General features: G+C 58.6%; 16 protein-coding genes and 1 other RNA gene. 10 read left to right on the forward strand and 7 right to left on the reverse strand.

All coding sequences use genetic code 11. The features are described from left to right. Positions 1–190: 190 nt before the first annotated feature. From moeA to A3GO_RS0107845, 5 genes are all read right to left on the reverse strand, one after another. Complete coding sequence (moeA, locus tag A3GO_RS0107825) at positions 191–1,456, reverse strand: molybdopterin molybdotransferase MoeA (RefSeq protein WP_029132929.1); 1,266 nt, start codon at positions 1,454–1,456, stop codon at positions 191–193. A gap of 135 nt (positions 1,457–1,591) precedes the next feature. Beyond that, the gene (locus A3GO_RS0107830; RefSeq protein WP_029132930.1) at positions 1,592–2,779 is read right to left on the reverse strand and encodes a putative sulfate/molybdate transporter; all 1,188 of its coding nucleotides are present in this window, start codon (positions 2,777–2,779) and stop codon (positions 1,592–1,594) included. 60 nt (positions 2,780–2,839) lie between these two features. Next, entirely contained in the window at positions 2,840–3,568 is a 729-nt protein-coding gene (locus A3GO_RS0107835; protein ID WP_051301963.1) for an energy-coupling factor ABC transporter ATP-binding protein, read from the reverse strand. Continuing rightward, positions 3,565–4,266, reverse strand: coding sequence for an ABC transporter permease (locus tag A3GO_RS0107840; protein ID WP_029132932.1), 702 nt, complete (start codon positions 4,264–4,266; stop codon positions 3,565–3,567). The genes A3GO_RS0107835 and A3GO_RS0107840 overlap by 4 nt, the downstream gene beginning before the upstream one ends. Before the next feature lie 6 nt (positions 4,267–4,272). Continuing rightward, positions 4,273–5,079 (reverse strand): ABC transporter substrate-binding protein, encoded by an 807-nt coding sequence (locus A3GO_RS0107845; RefSeq protein WP_029132933.1) that lies wholly within the window; start codon positions 5,077–5,079, stop codon positions 4,273–4,275. A 674-nt stretch (positions 5,080–5,753) separates the two neighbouring features. On the opposite strand from A3GO_RS0107845, the gene A3GO_RS0107850 reads away from it, so the two are divergent. The 5 genes from A3GO_RS0107850 (at position 5,754) to A3GO_RS0107870 (ending at position 10,211) form a co-directional block, all read left to right on the forward strand. Further along, the gene (locus A3GO_RS0107850) at positions 5,754–6,233 is read left to right on the forward strand and encodes a 4Fe-4S dicluster domain-containing protein (protein WP_029132934.1); all 480 of its coding nucleotides are present in this window, start codon (positions 5,754–5,756) and stop codon (positions 6,231–6,233) included. A 15-nt stretch (positions 6,234–6,248) separates the two neighbouring features. Further along, the gene (locus A3GO_RS0107855) at positions 6,249–8,099 is read left to right on the forward strand and encodes an aldehyde ferredoxin oxidoreductase family protein (RefSeq protein WP_029132935.1); all 1,851 of its coding nucleotides are present in this window, start codon (positions 6,249–6,251) and stop codon (positions 8,097–8,099) included. Positions 8,100–8,173: 74 nt separating this feature from the next. Beyond that, entirely contained in the window at positions 8,174–9,433 is a 1,260-nt protein-coding gene (locus tag A3GO_RS0107860) for an NAD(P)/FAD-dependent oxidoreductase (protein ID WP_029132936.1), read from the forward strand. A gap of 198 nt (positions 9,434–9,631) precedes the next feature. Beyond that, positions 9,632–9,880, forward strand: a complete 249-nt coding sequence (thiS, locus tag A3GO_RS0107865; protein ID WP_029132937.1) for a sulfur carrier protein ThiS — start codon at positions 9,632–9,634, stop codon at positions 9,878–9,880. 31 nt (positions 9,881–9,911) lie between these two features. After that, a complete protein-coding gene (locus tag A3GO_RS0107870; protein ID WP_051301964.1) occupies positions 9,912–10,211 on the forward strand; it encodes a hypothetical protein in 300 nt (99 codons plus the stop codon). Here the strand turns inward: A3GO_RS0107870 and A3GO_RS26540 are convergent. Next, positions 10,193–10,402 (reverse strand): GDCCVxC domain-containing (seleno)protein, encoded by a 210-nt coding sequence (locus A3GO_RS26540; protein ID WP_157606767.1) that lies wholly within the window; start codon positions 10,400–10,402, stop codon positions 10,193–10,195. The genes A3GO_RS0107870 and A3GO_RS26540 overlap by 19 nt on opposite strands. Positions 10,403–10,544: 142 nt before the next feature. Here A3GO_RS26540 and ffs point away from each other — a divergent pair. The 5 genes from ffs (at position 10,545) to A3GO_RS0107890 (ending at position 14,132) form a co-directional block, all read left to right on the forward strand. Next, positions 10,545–10,641, forward strand: an RNA gene (gene ffs, locus A3GO_RS25710) — signal recognition particle sRNA small type. Between the two features lie 158 nt (positions 10,642–10,799). Beyond that, positions 10,800–12,491, forward strand: coding sequence for a DNA polymerase III subunit gamma/tau (dnaX, locus tag A3GO_RS0107875; protein ID WP_029132939.1), 1,692 nt, complete (start codon positions 10,800–10,802; stop codon positions 12,489–12,491). A 266-nt stretch (positions 12,492–12,757) separates the two neighbouring features. Next, entirely contained in the window at positions 12,758–13,081 is a 324-nt protein-coding gene (locus A3GO_RS0107880) for a YbaB/EbfC family nucleoid-associated protein (protein WP_029132940.1), read from the forward strand. 14 nt (positions 13,082–13,095) lie between these two features. Further along, positions 13,096–13,692 carry a recombination mediator RecR gene (recR, locus tag A3GO_RS0107885; protein WP_029132941.1) on the forward strand — a complete coding sequence of 199 codons (597 nt, stop codon included), beginning with the start codon at positions 13,096–13,098 and terminating at the stop codon, positions 13,690–13,692. A gap of 128 nt (positions 13,693–13,820) precedes the next feature. Beyond that, positions 13,821–14,132 (forward strand): hypothetical protein, encoded by a 312-nt coding sequence (locus A3GO_RS0107890; protein ID WP_051301965.1) that lies wholly within the window; start codon positions 13,821–13,823, stop codon positions 14,130–14,132. On the opposite strand, the gene A3GO_RS0107895 is transcribed toward A3GO_RS0107890, so the two are convergent. Continuing rightward, positions 14,129–14,605, reverse strand: a complete 477-nt coding sequence (locus A3GO_RS0107895) for a hypothetical protein (RefSeq protein WP_029132943.1) — start codon at positions 14,603–14,605, stop codon at positions 14,129–14,131. The two genes, A3GO_RS0107890 and A3GO_RS0107895, sit on opposite strands and share 4 nt — an antisense overlap. Between the last annotated feature and the right edge of the window lie 66 nt (positions 14,606–14,671).

Genomic DNA, 14,671 nt, shown 5'->3' on the forward strand with positions numbered 1-14,671 from the left:
TGTGCCTGCCCGATTGTGATATGGGTGCATGGTTGGGCAACCACGGGGGGTGCCCCCACATTCCTCTTTGCGGCGAGGGCGCCGCTTACCCAAAAATCACCTGTAGGAGGCCCGCCCCGGGCCGATGGAAACCGGCTCATAGCCAAACCGGTCCCTTCGCGGCTTTACAGCCCGCTTCCCGCAGACCCGATCAATGCCGCAGCAGATCGAACGGCTGGACCTCCACCAGGTCTCCCGCCTGCACATTGCCGGTCTCGTCGGATAGCCGGATGAGGCAATTTCCACTGCTCATGGAACTGAGCACGCCCGAGCCCTGGCGCCCGGAACTCTTCACCACCAGTTCGCCCGCGTCATCCAGGGACAGGATGCCGCGCTGGAATTCGGTGCGCCCCGGCAGTTTGCGCAGCGGTGATCCCGCCTTCACCCGGAGTGTGGGGGAGAGCCGTTCGCACTTGCCCTGCAAACGCTGGATCGCCGGCCGGGCGAACTGCAGGAAGGTGATCATCACCGCCACCGGATTGCCCGGCAGGCCGAAGAAGCAGGCGTTGCCGATATGGGCGAAGGTGAGCGGCCGCCCCGGCTTGATCGCCACCTTGGAGAAGTGCACTTCGCCCAGTTGCTGGATCGCTTCGGCGATAAAATCCGCCTCGCCCACCGAGATGCCGCCGGATGTGAGTACCAGGTCGGCCTCTCCGGCGGCCTGGGTCATGGCTTCCTGTATGGCGTCCGCCCGGTCGGGTATCACACCCATGTCTATAGCGTCGGCGCCCAGTTCGGTGAGCATGCCGAACAGGGTGTAGCGGTTGCTGTCGTAGATCTGTCCCTCTTCCAGTGGCTGGCCGATACTGCGGATCTCATCCCCGCTGGAGAAGAAGGCCACGCGTACGCGGCGGCGTACTGCAACTTCGGGGATGCCCAGCGAGGCCAGCAGTCCCAGCTGAGCCGGGCCGATCTCGTCACCCTCCCGCAGGACTATGGCATCGGCCTGGATATCCTCGCCGGCCTGCCGCACATTGGCGCCAGGCTTGGTGCGGGGATCGATAATCGCCGTGTCACCGTCCCGTTCCACCCACTCCTGCATGATCACGGTATCGGCCGCTTCCGGCACCTTGGCGCCGGTCATGATGCGGATGCACTCGCCCCGGTTAAGTTCTCCCTGATAGGGTTGACCGGCAAAGGCGCTACCGACCACCTTCAGCCGATGTGTGCCTTCGGTGGGTATATCCTTGCCGAACAGGGCGTAGCCATCCATGGCGGAGTTTCGATAGGCCGGCACATTGATCGGTGAGGCGATGGGGCGGGCCAGTACGCGTCCCAGGGCATTGCGCAATGGCGCCGCCTCGATGCCGTCAACCGGCCGGACCCTGGCCATTATCATTTTCAAGGCATCGCCGGCACTGATTGAACTGTCAGTCGCGTCCATGCAGCAGTCGCTGGGTTTGTTGCTATCGGTCATGGTCTCTGTCCATGGTCTTGTGAGTGAAAAAAGGCGTGGTCGGAACGGTAAATTACCGGATTATAAGGGTGAAAACCAATCCATTCCGATTAAATCAGGAATCCCTGAAAAAACGGCGTCATCCCTCATTGGGCACTAAATTTTAATTCCCCTCCACTGCAGGAGCCGGGAGACAATGATCCCGCAGACAAAGGCGATGCTCATATTTGTTGTGGCCAGGCTGATGCCGGCGATCAGAAAGGCAATAAAGAGTTCTTGCCGCTCCGTGATATCCCTGATCAGCAGTGCCAGTTCCAGGCCGGCAAAGAGCAGCAGCACACCCAGAACCGCGTATGGGATGGCAGACAGCAGAGCGATGCCGATACCACCAAAACCGAGGGCGATCAGAACAAAGAGCAGGCCGATCATGATGTTTGAGCCACCGGTTCTGGCGCCAAAGCGGTAATGGGCTGCCAGGCCGCCGGCACCGTGACAGAGGGGCATGGCGGCCATGAGTCCCGCGCATATGTTTGCCAATCCCATACCGAGCGAAAAGTTGCGGTTCGATACCCTCTGTGTCTGCTCGCCGGTTCCAAACAGGTTCCTTGCGGTATCCGTGGTGCCGATGATGGCGTTGCCGATGGTGAGCGGCAGTTGTGGAAGAACCAGCAGGAAGAGGGCGGTGAAAAGGTCGTCCACATTCGGGGTAACAAGGCCCATGGTCGAGGGGCCGAAGCTCCACTCCAACCCCCTGAGGGAGCCAAATGGAATGCCGATGACTATCCCTGCAGCCACCACAACCAGGGCCGCCGGAAAACGCCGGCTGGCAATCAGGCACAGGACCAGGATCAACGCCGCCAGGCCGAGTAGCGGATTGACCGGAATGCCTCCCAGGGATGCGGTGTTGCCAGCACCCTGCATTAGAAGCTCCGGACTGCTGATGAAGTCGATTCCCTTGATCATGAGGATGAAACCCAGGCCAAGCTGGATACCGCGAACAATTGGCTTGGTGAAAAGTCTTGCCAGCCAGTCAATCAGGCCGGTAAAGGCCAGAAGGATCAGCGCACCGCCAAAAAGCAGGCCGGTAGCCGAAATTACCGGCAATGAAATCCTCTCTGGGAAAGCGATGGCGATAGCCGAGACCAGCTTGAGGGGTTGGACTGGTATGGGCAGTTTATAATAGACGCCGGAGAGCAGATAAAACAGACCGACCCACAGGAATACAGAGCTGAAACTCAGGCCATTGATCGTTACCAGTCCAATGGACAGGGGTATGAGCGTTCCCAGATCTCCCAGTGACCCGGCAAATTCGCTCCGGTCGAACCGGTAAGAACCTATCTGCATTCGTCTCCGTCCTGAAATCTCTCTTACGCGCGGATCATCCGCGAATCACTCCCGGGAAAACTACTTGCCGGCGCGCTCTTTCACCAGGTCAATGACGGTCGGCGGGTAGGTGGTTTGCAGTGGCTTGGTACTCAACTCGCCGTCATACAGATGGATATGTCGACTTAAATTGAGTTTTCCTGTCTGTGGTTCATGGCTGGTATAGACTACTCCGATCTGTTGTTGCTGTAGCTGATTGATCAGATCGTAGCAGATTCCCCGCGAGCGCTTGTCCAGGTTGGAGACCGGCTCGTCCAGTAGCATCAGCCGCGGGGAGAGCGCCCAGGCGCGTGCGATGGCCACCCGCTGTTTCTCCCCCCCGGAGAGTTCGTGGCAGTTGCGTTTTGCCAGGTGTTCCAGGGAGATAAGCTCCAGCGCCTCGGCAACCTTGGCCCCGATCGCCTGCCGGCCCAGTTTTTTCCGTTTCAGGCCATAGGCGATATTGTCATAGACTGAGCAGTCAAACAGATAGGGGTGCTGGTGCAGATAACAGATCTGCTCACGCAGATAACGGTAGCTCTGGCGCCAGTTCCGCTGATTGCCGGCAATCTCAAATCCCACCTGTCGGGGTTTTAGCAGCCCGGCCAGAATACGCAGCAGGGTGGTCTTTCCCGAACCGTTCTGGCCGGTGAGCAGAGTCAGTTCGCCGGCCCGGAAATCGAGTGAAAGATTGTTCAGAATGATGCGTTCACCCCGATTAAAAGTGAGTTTCTGCAGCTTCAGCCAGGGACGGTTGTTATCAAGGGTCATTGGATCACTTCACCTTTTCCCTGTACCTGGCCAAGCAGGATATTCAGAAACAGCGCCATGAACAGTAGCACCATGCCGAGCGCAATGCCTTCGGCAAAGCTCCCCTTGCTGGTCTCCAGCGCGATGGCGGTGGGGATATTGCGCGTGTAATTAAGGATGTTGCCACCCAGCATCATGGAACTGCCGACTTCCGCAATGATGCGTCCAAAGCTGGCCACCAGAGCGCCGATCAGACCGAAGCGCGTCTCATGCAGGATGGTCAGGAGTGCCCGCAAGGGACTGGCGCCCAGAGTCAGGGCCGTCTCCCAGGCCCGCCGGTCCGACGCCTGCAGGGCGGAGTGGGCCATGGCCACCAGCAGGGGAAAGCAGAGGCACATCTGGCCCAGGATCATGGCGTCCTGGGTGAACAGCAGCCGCCATGCACCCAGCGGCCCCGCTTTGGAGAGCAGGATGTAGAGTGTCAGTCCGACCACTACGGCGGGGATGGAGAGGGCGGTATTGAATATGGACACCAGCAGTCGCCGGCCGGGAAACCGGAAGTAGGCCAGGACAAAAGCGGTCAGTATGCCGAATGGAGCGGCATACAGCAGGGCACGCACCGAGACGCTGAAAGAGATGCCGATAATGGTCCAGAGCGAACTATCCCCGGTGAACAGCAGATAGAGGGCCTGGTAACTTGCAGCGCTCAGTGATTCCATTAATGCCTATTTCAACAGCAGTGGGATAAAAAGTGGCTCTCCATGCAGGCGATAGTCCCGGATCAGCTCCTGCCCATCCTGCGAACTGACCCAGTCGATCAGTTTTTTTGCATCCGCATAGTTGGTGTCGGGATGTTTTGCCGGATTGACCGCGATCACACCATAGGGATTGCTCAGTTGGTTGTCGCCCTCATTCAGCAACGACATGTCCACCTTGCCCTTGTAGGCGAGCCAGGTGCCCCGGTCGATGAGGGTATAACCATCCAGTTCGCTGGCCATCTGCAGTACCTTGCCCATGCCCTGGCCGGCTTCGATATACCAGTTTCCGTCTGGCTGGATATTGGCCGCTTGCCAGAGTGCCTGCTCTTTCTTGTGGGTACCCGAGTCATCTCCGCGGGAGATGAATTTGGACTGGCTGCCCTGGATTTTGGTCATGGCTTCGGTGACGGATTTGACGCCTTTGATAGCGGCGGGGTCATTGTTTGGGCCGACGATAACGAAATCATTGTACATGAACTGGACACGATCGGTGCCGAAACCCTCGGCAACAAACTTCTCTTCCGCGGCTACCGCGTGAACCATCACCACATCCACATCACCGTCGCGACCCATTTTCAGCGCCTTACCGGTCCCCACGGCGATTACATGGACCTCGACACCGGTCTGTTTCTGAAAAGCGGGTAGCAGAATGTCCAGCAGGCCGGAATTCTGCGTGCTGGTGGTGGTGGCCATGCGGAGCGGCGCAGCCTGGACGGCGATTGCCAGTGACCAGAGCAGGCAGAGGGAGAATAGCAGGCGGATTTTTTTATACATGGGTACTGGTCCTTTTGATTGGGGTAAAAATACGGCGCTCGGGTCGCAGGTTTTATTGTGGGCGGTTTATCCGGTCGTTACCGGCCCTCATCGCTCCCGGTTGAAGATTGTTCCCGGGCAATCTTTTCAGTGCTTTTCGGGGCATGGGCAAGCGCCGATCTCGGGTCATTCAGTTGCAGTTGAAATAAATGAACGGCTCAACGTTATGCTTTATAGCACATAGCGCATATGGCCAACAATGTGTGTCAAATACAGTGTCGATACCAGGGTTTTGTATTGGAGGAAAAAAGCGACCGCCGGGTGATTGCTTGTGAATGTCGGATGCATGCGTTATGCGCAAAAAAACATAACGAAATAAATAGCTTAGTACACAAATACGGCTCGCCATTCAGGTTTTCTTCTTCTATATTCTTTTAATAATAAAAAGCAGGATCGAAATGGAACGGGTGAACAAGGAGGCGCTTCACTTAAATCACAATAAACAGAACAACAGATTTAAAACTGGCTGTTTGTCACGTGTGGAGGGCGCACAGGATGAAATCAGCAGAGGTAACACAGGATATCGACTGTGCCTCTTGCCAACTCACGGATATCCGTGGTTCAGCGCCCCGTGACCAACGCCAGACAGGCTCACCAGATCGCAAAAAATACATAACCATTCAGAGGAGACAATGATGCAGAGGTCACTCTATATCTCGCCGGACAAATGCACGGGCTGTCTACAATGTGAAATGGCCTGCTCCTTCGAGCATGAAGGCAATTTCAATCCCGCCAAATCCCGTATCAAGGTGTTTACCTTCCATACCGAAGGGCGCTTCGTACCCTACACCTGCACCCAGTGTGATGAGGCCTGGTGCAAGAGCGCCTGCCCCACGGAAGCGATCACCCTTGATGCGGCCACTGGCGCCAAGATGGTCAATGACGGACTTTGTGTCGGCTGCAAGGTCTGCACCATCGCCTGTCCTTTCGGCACCATTAACTACAACACCACCACTGGCAAGGTTATGAAATGTGATCTGTGCGGCGGTGATCCCGCCTGTGCCAAGGCCTGTCCGACCCAGGCCATCACCTATATTGATGCGGAAGGCACCGGCTACGACAAAATGCGTACCTGGGCTTCCCGGACCGATACCCAAACCGCGGCACAAGCATAGAGAAGGGAGCAGATCATGAGCTGGCAGAAAAAAATCCTGCGTGTAAATTTGACTGAAGGCAGCTGTACCGCTGAACCCCTCAATATGCAATGGGCAGCGGATTATCTCGGGCAGCGGGGGCTGGGTTCAAAATATCTGGTGGAAGAGGTCGACCCGAAGGTTGATCCCCTGTCGCCGGACAACAAACTGATTTTCGCCACCGGTCCGCTCACCGGCACGGCATCGTCGACCAGTGCGCGTTACTCGGTAATCACCAAGGGGGCGCTGACCGGCGCCATTGCCTGTTCCAACTCGGGCGGCTATTTCGGCGCAGAGCTCAAGTTTGCCGGTTGGGACATGATTATCTTCGAGGGCAAGGCGCCGAAACCGGTTTATCTCTACATTAATGACGATCATGCCGAGCTGATCCCGGCCGATGAGATCTGGGGCAAGAGCGTGTGGGATACGGACAAGATCCTGCACGCCAAACATCAGGACCCGCAGCTGAAGATCTCCGCCATCGGCAAGGCCGGTGAAGAGGGAGTGATGTACGCCTGTATCGTCAACGATCTGCATCGGGCAGCCGGGCGCTCCGGCGTCGGCACCGTCATGGGTTCAAAAAACCTGAAAGCGGTGGCGGTGCGCGGTACCAAGGGGGTATCGGTAAAGGACCCCATGCGTTTCATGCAGACCGTGATGGAAAAGAAAAAGATCCTGGCGGAAAATCCGGTCACCGGACAGGGACTGCCGACTTACGGCACCCAGGTGTTGATGAATGTGATCAACGAGGTGGGCGCGTTGCCCACCAAGAACGCCTCGGTAGTTCAGTTCGACGGTGCTTCAAAAATCTCCGGCGAGGCGATGCACGAGCCGCGCGCCAGTGACGGCAAGGCCAACCTGGTGACCAACCAGGCCTGCTTCGGCTGCACTATCGCCTGCGGCCGGGTGGCGCGCATCGACAAGGAGCACTACACGGTAAAGAACCGTCCCGAATACTGGGGCGCCTCCGGCGGCCTGGAGTATGAGAACGCCTGGTCGCTGGGTGCCGATTGTGGGGTGGATGACCTGGAGGCACTGACCTTTGCCAACTTCATCTGCAACGAACAGGGATATGACCCGATCACCTTCGGCGCCACCCTGGCCGCCGCCATGGAGTTGTACGAGATGGGGGTCATTACCGATGAGGATACGGGAGGTGTCAAACTCAACTTTGGTTCAGCCGAGGCGCTGACCACCATGGCTGAGCAGGTGGGTAAGGGTGAGGGGTTCGGCATGATTCTTGGCCTCGGATCCAAGCGTCTGTGCGAAAAGTACGGCCATCCGGAGCTCTCCATGAGCGTCAAGGGCCAGGAGTTTCCGGCCTATGACCCGCGCGGTATCCAGGGCATGGGCCTCACCTACGCCACCAGTAACCGGGGGGCCTGCCACCTGCGCAGCTACACCGTGGCCTCCGAGATCCTGGGTATTCCGGAGAAGACCGATCCGCTGGTTACCGAGGGCAAGGCCGGGCTGGTCAAAGCGTTCCAGGATGCCACCGCGGCGGTCGATTCCAGCGGGCTCTGCGTCTTTACCACCTTTGCATGGACCCTGGAGGATTTCTATCCCCAGATCGATGCCGCCTGTGAGGGCGAATGGACCCTGGAGCGCCTGGCCCAGACCGGGGAGCGCATCTGGAACATGGAGAGGCAGTTCAATATGGCTGCCGGCTTCACCGCCAAGGATGACACGCTGCCGAAACGATTGCTGACTGAACCGGCATCATCCGGTCCGGCCGCCGGCAAGGTGAATGGCCTGGACAAGATGCTGCCTGAATACTACGAACTGCGCGGCTGGAGCAAGGAAGGGGTGCCGACACCGGATACCCTGCGGAGTCTCGGTCTCTCATAATTGGCGGGGGTGGAGTAAGGGGAGAGCAGCGGTTGCTGCTCTCCTCTTTTCATCAATGCAAGGAGAAATGTTCCATGCAATACGTAGTGATCGGAGCAGGTCCGGCAGGCGTGACTGCCGCCGAGACGATACGAAAACAGGACCCGTCGGGCGAGGTGATACTGATTGGTGACGAGCCGGAACCCGCCTACTCCCGGATGGCCATCCCCTACTATCTGGCTGACAAGATTCCGGAGCAGGGCACCTACCTGCGCCACGATCCCAAACATCTGGATAGCCTGGGTGTCCGTCAGCTAAAGCAGCGGGTGACCCGGGTGGACAGTGCCGCCAGGCAGCTGCAACTGGCTGGAGGCGGAGCTCTCGGCTTTGACCGGTTGTTGCTGGCCACCGGCTCCGATCCGGTAAAACCACCCATAGATGGATTGGATCAGCCGGGGGTTCACCACTGCTGGACTCTGGAAGATGCCCGCAACATCGTGAAATATGCCCAGCCAGGCTCCCATGTGGTGCTGATGGGGGCCGGCTTTATCGGCTGTATCATCATGGAGGCGTTGGCCGAACGGGGTGTTGATCTCACCGTGGTGGAGATGGGCGACCGCATGGTGCCCCGTATGATGGACCAGGAGTCGGGTAATCTGATCAAGCAGTGGTGTATCGATAAAGGTGTCACGGTGCACACCTCGACCCGGGTGACGGGAGTAAAGGCGAACGCGTCGGGAGCTGCCCGTATCACCCTGAGCTGTGACCCGGTGGGGACCCTGGAGGCCGACCTGGTGGTGGTGGCAGCCGGGGTCAAGCCGGCGGTCGATTATCTGCGGGACAGTGGTATTGAGCTGGCGCAGGGCGTAGTGGTGAACGAGTACATGGAGTCCTCGGTGCCCGGTATCTATGCCGCCGGTGACACCTGCGAGGGGATCGACTGGGGCAGCGATGGCCAGCATGCGGTCCACGCGATTCAGCCGGTGGCGGCAGAGACCGGTCGGATTGCCGCGCTCAATATGTGTGGAGAGGTGACTCCTTATCCTGGCAGCATGGCGATGAACGTGCTGGATACCCTGGGGTTGGTCTCGGTCTCTTACGGGCAGTGGATGGGGGTCCCCGGCGGTGATGAGGTGCATCGGCTGGACAGCGATGAGTATCGCTATATCAAGCTGCAGTTCAACGGGGACCGGCTGATCGGCGCGATCACCCTGGGCAGGACGGAACACGTCGGGGTGCTGCGTGGTCTGATCCAGAGCCGGACCAGGCTGGGCAAATGGAAGCAACACCTGATGGAGGATCCCACGCGTATCATGGAGGCCTACCTGGGTGCCACCCAGTTGACCCAGGGCTAACCGGCGGGCGCGGTTTCAGTCGAGTTTGGCTTCGGCTGCGTATGGCTGCAATCGACGGGGTGGTCCGATTGCCACTGTTCAGCTAAATATGGATGCAGGATGGGCAAAGCTTGCGTGCCCGTCAGTTTCAGGATTTATGTGATCGGTGTTGAACAGCATAGAATTTGTAGGAGCGGCTTCAGCCGCATAAACCAGCTTATGAAGGTTAATTTCAAACTATACGCCTCCCTGGGGCAGTACCTGCCGGCCGGTGCGGAAGATCATCAGATTGCCCTGGATGTTGCTGAGGGGATGAGCCCGGCTCAACTGCTTGAGCTGCAGGGCGTACCCCGGGCGGAAGTCCATCTGGTACTGGTCAATGGGGTCTTTATCCCGCCCAGTCAGCGGGATAATCCTCTCATGGAGGGCGATCAACTGGCGGTCTGGCCGGCGGTGGCCGGTGGTTAGATGTTACTTTTTTTCCGGGTGAGGGAGGTGAATGAATAAAGCCATTCCCGCCCGCTTGTGCCGTGACATGGGGCTGACCCTGAACGATTTCATCCGTTCACTGCCCTCCGCTGTTGCCCCCCTGACCTATCGGGTTGAGGGGCGCGTGTTCAGCATCACTCATCCGAATGGTTCCATCACCATCGCCCTCGGGGAGACCGGGGAGCGGCGTATCGCTTCCCTCAGTCTGCCGGTGACGCCGGTCGAGTTTGAGTTTGTCGGACTGGATGAGGCAGCCCGAAGCCAGTTCATGCGGCGCTTCGACCAGTATTTTCAGCGCGGCGGGGGCTGATGGTGTTCGTCCTGTTTAAACGGACAGACCACCGAACCGTAAGAACAGAAGATGCAGCAATCCCCCGGCAGTGGCCGTAACAACCGTAGACATCCCTCGCATGTATAGAACCACTGACAGGCGTCGGTCGGCATCCGCTCCGTTTTCCGATGGCCGCACGCGGGGCAGGTGATGACCGATTCAGTTTTGATGGGGTGGCTGTTCAATGCGCATGCCCGTCTGTATGAAAAGAAAAACCACGTCGAGGTTGACCCCTGTTCTGCAGACCCGGATAATCCCCAGCTCGATTCCCCACCCTGTCGGTGGCGGCATCACTCAGGTAATGGCGGCTCGTATCGGTCCCCTCGCAACGAAAAACTGTTAACCCGGTCAGGCCTGGAAGGGAGCAGCCGCAGCAGTGGACTCGTGTGCCGGGGTGTGGCTGGTGCGGGCCGCCTCCATTTACCGGACAGTATAGTCCCTACGGCTTTCCCTTCGTATCCGTCCCCTCAACCGCCATAGCTCCAATCCGGGTGTGAATACCGCCGGTCATTGAGGTACACTTCCTGCACTTAGTTAACCCGACAGTGTAGAGATCGCAAGGAATCCATGTCATATCAGGTGCTAGCCCGCAAGTGGCGTCCGCGGATATTCAGTGAACTGGTGGGGCAGGCGCATGTCGTACGTGCGCTCGGCAATGCCCTGGACAACAACCGGTTGCACCACGCCTACCTGTTTACCGGCACCCGGGGGGTCGGCAAGACCACGCTGGCGCGAATCTTTGCCAAGTCCCTCAATTGTGAACATGGCGTCGGTTCCACCCCCTGCGGGCAGTGCAGTATCTGTCGGGAGATCGACGAGGGACGTTTTGTCGATCTGCTGGAAGTGGATGCCGCCTCCCGCACCAAGGTGGATCAAACGCGCGAGCTACTGGAGAACGTTCCCTATGCCCCGGTCAGAGGCCGCTACAAGGTCTATCTGATTGACGAGGTGCACATGTTCTCCGACAGCAGCTTCAACGCCCTGTTGAAGACCCTGGAGGAGCCGCCTCCCCATGTGAAATTCCTGCTTGCCACCACCGATCCCCAGAAGGTGCCGGTTACGGTGCTGTCGCGCTGTCTGCAGTTCAATCTGAAGCGGTTGCCGCTGGATCAGATTCAGGCGTACCTGCTGGAGCTGCTCAAGCGCGAGGGGCTGCAGTATGAGGAGCGAGCCCTGTTGCTGCTGGCCAAGGGGGCGGATGGCAGTATGCGGGATGCCCTGAGCCTGCTGGATCAGGCCATCGCCTTTGGTGCCGGAAAGGTGCTGGAAGCCGATGTGCAGGCGATGCTGGGCAGCATCGCCCAGGACCGGGTGCATGATCTGCTGGATGCGCTGGCCGACCTGGATGCCAACCGGGTGATCGGGCTGGTGAGTGAACTGGCCGAGATGGCGCCGGACTTTGCCGGGGTGTTGCAGGATCTGCTCTCGCTGCTGCACCGGATTGCCCTGGTGCAGGCGGTGCCGGAGGCTGTGGACAACAGCACCGGTGACCAGGAGCAGGTAGCTGCACTGGCTGACAAGTTATCACCTGGTGATGTGCAGCTTTTCTACCAGATTGGACTGATCGGCCAGCGGGATCTGCCGCTGGCACCGGACCCCCGTGCCGGGTTTGAGATGGTGTTGCTGCGCATGCTGGCATTTCGGCCGCAGGGCAGCGGGGAGAGACCGGCGGCCGGGAGTGACGGTAGCCAGGGGCCGGATAAAAAAAAACGCTCTGAAACGGCTGCGCCAGTCGCTGTAACCCCGGCTGCAAAACCCGCGATGAACACCGACCACAAAGCTTTTGCGGCTCCGGTTGCGCCGCAATCTGCCCCGGATAAAACGCCCCTCCAGGTCCCGGTGTCAGCCGCGCCGGATAATAGCGGAAAGCCGGTCGAGTTCCGCCACTGGCATCAGGTGGTCGATCAGCTCTCCCTGGGTGGTATTGCCAAACAGTTGGCCAATAATTGTGTCTATGATTACTGGGACGGCGTGACCCTGAGTCTGAAACTGGATCAGGCCCACCAGCACATGTTGGTGGGCAGCACGGAACAGCGCCTGCACGCGGCGCTGCAAGCCTACCTCGGTCGCGAGCTTAAGCTGAAGATAGCACCTGAAACGGTGCAGGCGGCGACACCGGCCAAGATCCAGGCCCAGGTCGTTGCCGACCGGCAACAGGCGGCCGAGGTGGCGATACTGGAAGATCCCATGGTGCTGGCCCTGGAAGCCCGGTTCGGGGCGGCCGTGATCCCGGGCTCGGTGCGCCCGGTGGATGAATGAGACTTTTAAACAGCTGCTTCATGAAGTCTCGCGCCGCATATTTGTAACTCATTGATTATTAGTGGTATTGCAAACAACAGCGAAGCACAAAGAGATGAAAACGCCAATATGTGGGTTCCTTCTCCCCCGGGAGAAGGACAGGATGAGGGCATGAATTAACAAACAGTTACCTCATCATAATCCCCTCACCCCAATCCTCTCCCTGAGGGAGAGGGAGTTCAACGGGACAGCAGTAAGACTTTTAAATACTATCGAGGAATACCTGAATGAAAGGCGGTTTAGGCAACATTATGAAACAGGCCCAGAAGATGCAGGCCGATCTGCAGAAGGCCCAGGAGCAACTGGCCAAAGAAGAGGTGACCGGTGAGTCCGGCGGCGGCCTGGTCAAAGTCACGCTCAACGGCAAGCATGAGGTACGCCGGGTCGAGATTGACGACTCTCTGGTCGGTGACGACAAGGAGATGCTGGAAGATCTGGTGGCGGCGGCGATGAACGACGCGGTACACAAAGTAGCGGAAAAGACCCAGAACAGCATGAGTGATGTCACCTCCGGCATGGGCCTGCCGCCCGGCTTCAAACTGCCGTTTTAGGGTCTGCTGTCACCATGTCTGATCGTCCACTGCTGGAGCAGTTGATGGAAGCCCTGCGCTGTTTGCCCGGGGTGGGGCCAAAATCGGCCCAGCGTATGGCGTTTTACCTGCTGGAGCGCGACCGGGAGGGCGGGCGGTTACTCTCCCGGGTGTTGGGTGAGTCGATGGAGCGCATCGGCCACTGCAGCCGTTGTCGTACCCTCAGCGAAACCGATATCTGCAACCTCTGCACCAATCCCCGCCGGGATGATGCCCAGATCTGCGTGGTGGAGACCCCGGCCGAGGTGGTTGCGATTGAACAGGCCACTGATTTTCGCGGGCGCTATTTCGTGCTCGGGGGGCATCTGTCGCCACTGGATGGCATCGGTCCCCGGGAGATTGGCCTGGATCTGTTTGACCGGCGTCTGGCCGAGGGTAATATCCAGGAGTTGATCCTGGCGACCAATCCGACCGTCGAAGGCGAGGCCACCGCCCACTATATTGGTGAGATGGCACGGGCGAGAGGAATCCGGGTCACCCGGATCGCGCACGGCGTCCCGCTGGGTGGCGATCTGGAATATGTGGACGGCGGCACACTTTCTCACGCCTTTAGCGGCCGGCGGGAGTTTTGAGCTATAGTGGTCCGTGGATGAGTATCAATTCGGAAGGAGGACAGATAGTGTCCCACATGTATCTGATGGGTAATCGCGGGATGGGCTGGCTGTCAGGCCGATAATCCGTCCCGAAGATTGATATCCGCGTGATTAATTCCCTCGGCAGCGCTTTTTTCGACCCATCCGTCGCCCGTTCCCTGGTACCGGTGCAACCGGCCAGTCAGGGTGATGATCCCTCGCGCCGTTTCGATCAATCCACCCCCGCAAAGGCGGCCATCCCTGCCGGAGAACAGCGTGCCGGTCTGGAGGTTCGCGCCGGCCTGATCTATCAGCAGAACCTTGCCGATGACGGCATCAATGCCAAAACCCGCCAGGCGCTGCGTGCCTACCGCACCCTGGAAGATGCCGAAGAGCGGGAAAAGGTGAGTCGCATGCTGGGTGTGGATGAGTACGCCTAGGACTCTTTTTTCTCCACAGCTTTCTTTGTGACGCGCGCTTTTCGTTTTCGGCCTTTCCCGCTGCTCTTTTTCCGCCAGAGACCAAACGCCAGCAAATAACCGACGCCCGCCACGATCAGATGTTCCAGGTTTGGTGTGGCCTGTCTTTCAAGGGTGTTGAGGTGAGGGAACAGCGGGAGATAGCGCACCTTCACCAGACCGGGTGCATGAAGGGTCGGAATGGAAAACGATGTGCCCAGCACGTAGGAAAATCCCTCAACAGACTGCCGATTGGGTAAGGTGAAGCGGTAGCTAATGACGTGGGTATAGCGATTAGGGATGGCTTCATTTCTTTCGCCCAGCTGCCTTCGAACGTGTATGACCCGGGCATCGGTTGTCTCTCCCAATAAACCGACCAGGGGCGTTATGACACCCCAGGCCATCAGAATCAGGCCAAGCAGGGTGAGGAGTATTCGGGGTAACTGCTGTTTCATCTTTGCGTCTCATCGGGTGGACGAATGATTGGCCCTGTTTTGACAGCGAGTCTTACTGCAAGGTTG

The sequence above is a fragment of the Sedimenticola selenatireducens DSM 17993 genome, from assembly GCF_000428045.1.
Lineage (GTDB): Bacteria > Pseudomonadota > Gammaproteobacteria > Chromatiales > Chromatiaceae > Sedimenticola > Sedimenticola selenatireducens.